This window comes from Streptomyces sp. SYSU D01066-1, assembly GCF_054956795.1.
In genome coordinates, this window is sequence record NZ_JBUDHV010000050.1 from 1 (window position 1) to 3,544 (window position 3,544).

A 3,544-nucleotide genomic window follows, 5' to 3' on the forward strand; every position below is an offset into this window, starting at 1 on the left:
CTCGGCGGCCCGGACCGCCCGCTGGACGGCGTCGGCGGCCCGGTCGGGCACGGCGCCGTCCGCCCCGGCCTCCCCGGCGGCCTGCCGGAGCGCCTCGCCCACGGCGCCCGCCGCGCCGTCGGCGGCCCGCCGGGCCCCGCTCGCCCGCTCGGCCTGTTCCTGGGCGTCCCGCGAACCGGCGAGCATCCGGCGCAGCTCGGCGGCCTGGGCGAGTACGGCCATGGCGGCGGCGTAGGGGTCGCCGGCGGTCTCCCGGCGCAGTTCGGCGAAGTCGGCCGACTCGGCCAGCGCGGTGACGACCTGGTGGTTCACCAGCCGGGAGGGGTCCATCTCCGCGCGCTCGCGCAGCAGCGGGGCGGGCTGGTAGGCGGCCAGGAAGACATCGGCCAGCAGGTCGGTGGCGTGCTCGTGGCGCTCGTTCAGCTCCTCGGCCAGCTCGCGCAGGCCCGCCGACCGGCCGTAGGTGTCGCGCCAGGCGATCCGTTCGAAGGGGTCCGCGACCACGGCCGCGGTGTGCCGCTCGGGGGTGTGGGCCGAGCGGCCCAGCCAGGTCCGGGCCCGGGCCGCCGGCGCGTCGGGCCTGCCAGGTGTCGCGTCCATGTCGTGTCGGTCCTCGCCGCCGTTCAGAACGGGGCCTGCACCATGCTCGCGTCCACGCCGAGGGCCTCGGTGAGGACCCGGGCGCGGACCGCGCGCTGGCGGCCGGTGACCCGGTCGATGGCGGCGGTGGAACGGCCGGCCCCCGCCGCCTCGGCACGCAGCTTCTCCAGCCGTCTGCCCGCCATGGCGAGCTTGTTGTGGGCGTGCTTGATGACCCACTCGCTCAGGGCCTCGCGGGACTGCCCGGCCATGGCGTCGAGCTGGGTTTCCAGCTCGTCGAGGGTGTCGGACAGGTCGAGCGCCTCCTTGGCGTCCGGGTTGACCAGGTGCAGCACCTCGCGCTCGACGGTCGGGCGCTGGGCGGGCGAGTCCCACAGCACATGCGTCAGCACCGACAGGTCGGTCTCGGCGACCGCCGGGCGGCCGTCGAGGTACGCGGACGCCTGGAGCAGCCGCACCGCCTGCCGCCAGCGGCGGTCGGAGGCGACGAGTTCCTTGCGGCGCAGGGCGGCCCGCAGCGTGCACACCGCGTCCACGATCGTGTCGGGGACGGCCACGTCCGGCACGGCCCCGGTCACGGCCCGCTCCAGCGCCGCCAGCGAGACGGTGGTGCTGACCGGTGCCTGCGGGCGGCTGACGGCGGAGCGGACCAGCGCGGCGAAGTTGGAGGGGTCGGCCAGGTAGCCGACCTCGATCCGCACCAGCAGCCGGTCGTAGATCGCGGCGGGGTCCTCTCCGGTGGGCAGTTCGTTGCTCGCCGTGATGGCGCCGATCAGGGGGCAGCGGATCGGCTCGCCGCCGTTCTCGGGGTGGTAGATCCGCTCGTTGAGGTAGCCCAGCGTCTCGTTGAGCGCGGCCGTGGAGCACTTGAAGATCTCGTCGATGAACGCCACGTGCGCGGTGGTGGCGCGGCCCTCGTAGACCTGCCGGTACTCGCCGCGGGCGAGCGCGGCCACGTCGATGGGGCCGAACATCCTGGTCGGCGCGGTGAACTTGGACAGCAGGATCTCCCAGTAGGAGGCCCCCTCGATGCGGCCCGTGAGCTCCCGCGCCAGCTCGGACTTGGCCGTGCCGGGCGGGCCGAGCAGCAGCGAGTGCTGCCCGGCCAGCAGCGTCACCACCAGCGTCCGCACGACGTCGTCCCGCTCCAGGAAGCGGTCCGACAGCTCGCCGCAGATCGCCCGCAGCCGCGCGGCCGTGTCCCGCGCGGGCACCTCCGGTAAGGCGGTCCCGTCCCGTGCGGCACTCGCCTCCCGTACGGCGCTCGCCTCCCCTACGGCACTCGTGCCCCGTACGGCACTAGCCTCCCGTACGGCGCTCGTGTCCCACCCGGTCGCGCCCTGCGGCACGTCCGTGTCCCGCGCGCCCGTGCCCTCCCGCGCGTCCTGTGCCCCCACGTACGACTCCTCGAAATGAACGACGCCCGAACCCTCGCTTCGCGCCCGAGCAAGATAACGCGGACGGCCGGGGCCGGGGGCCGCCGCCGTCGCACCCGGGCCGGGCCCGGTGCGGTGGCGCGGTACCCGCCGTCCGTACGGCCCGCCGGCCGAAGCCCCCGGCCCCGGCCCCGGCCCCGGCCGACGGGCGCGGTACGGGCCACCGGCCGGGATGCGGCAGGATGAGCGGTCGCGCCGCTCGAACAGTTCGCCGAGCGGTGTGATCGCCCTTCCGGAATCGAGCAGGTGACGACGTGACGAGACTTCACATCCGGCCGTCGGCGAGGACACTCGCCGCCGTTCCCCGCCCCGGAGGTGACCGGTGATCCGCGACCTCACCGTGGACGACCTGGTGGTGGCCGGCATCGCCCTGGCCGCCGGGCTGCTGGCCGCCTTCCTGCTGCGCGCGCTGCTGCGCTGGCTGGCCGGGCACGCCGGCCGCACCCGCTGGGGCGGGGACGACGTGATCGTGGCCGCGCTGCGCACGGTGGCGCCGTGGGCTGCGGTCTCGGCCGGGGTCGCCGGGGCCGCGGCGGCGCTGCCGCTGAACCGGACGGTCCAGCACACCGTCAACCAGACCCTGACGGTCCTCCTCATCTTCGTCGTGACCGTGTCCGCGGCGCGGGTGTTCGCCGGGCTGGTACGGACGGTCACGACCTCCCGCTCCGGGGTCGCCGGATCGGCCACGATCTTCGTCAACATCACCCGGGTGCTGGTGCTGGCCATCGGCTTCCTGGTGGTGCTGCAGACCCTGGGCATCTCCATCGCCCCGCTGCTCACCGCCCTGGGCGTGGGCGGTCTGGCGGTCGCCCTGGCCCTCCAGGACACCCTCGCCAACCTCTTCGCGGGCATCCACATCCTCGCCTCGAAGACCGTGCAGCCCGGCGACTACATCCGGCTCAGCAGCGGTGAGGAGGGCTACGTCGAGGACATCAACTGGCGCCAGACCACCGTCCGCGACCTGTCCAACAACCTGGTCGTGATCCCCAACGGGCAGCTCGCCAAGACGAACATGACCAACTTCATGCGACCCGAGCAGCAGCTGACCATCACCGTCCAGGTCGGCGTCGCCTACGACAGCGACCTGGAGCAGGTGGAGCGGGTGACGGCCGAGATCGTCACCGAAGTCATGACGGAGACCACCGGCGCCGTGCCGGAGCACGAGCCGGCGATCCGCTTCCACACCTTCGGCGACTCCCGGATCGGCTTCACCGTCGTCCTGGGCGTCGGTGAGTTCAGCGACCAGTACCGGATCAAACACGAGTTCATCAAGCGGCTGCACCGGCGCTACCGCGAGGAGGGCATCCGCATCCCCTCCCCCGCCCGGACGGTCGCCCTCCAGCAGGGCGCGGTGGTCTTCCCCCAGCAGCGCACGGGCGAGGAGGCCGCGCAGCCGCTGCACGACTGACGCCCCGGGGCGGGGGCCCGCGGGGGGGCGCCGGGGCCCCCCCCGGCCCCCCCGGCCCCCCCCGGCCCCCGCCGCCCCGCGCCCGGGCCCCGGCGGGGGG

Annotated in this window: 2 protein-coding genes and 1 pseudogene; 1 reads left to right on the plus strand and 2 read right to left on the minus strand. The window is 74.9% G+C overall.

All coding sequences use genetic code 11. The annotated features are described in order from the left end of the window. A pseudogene (locus tag ACY1JF_RS29915) lies at positions 1–600 on the minus strand (hypothetical protein); the annotation flags it as partial. 23 nt (positions 601–623) lie between these two features. After that, positions 624–1,814, minus strand: a complete 1,191-nt coding sequence (locus ACY1JF_RS29920) for an AAA family ATPase (protein ID WP_462708401.1) — start codon at positions 1,812–1,814, stop codon at positions 624–626. A gap of 544 nt (positions 1,815–2,358) precedes the next feature. Here ACY1JF_RS29920 and ACY1JF_RS29925 point away from each other — a divergent pair. Further along, positions 2,359–3,444, plus strand: coding sequence for a mechanosensitive ion channel family protein (locus ACY1JF_RS29925; RefSeq protein WP_462708402.1), 1,086 nt, complete (start codon positions 2,359–2,361; stop codon positions 3,442–3,444). Positions 3,445–3,544 lie beyond the last annotated feature (100 nt).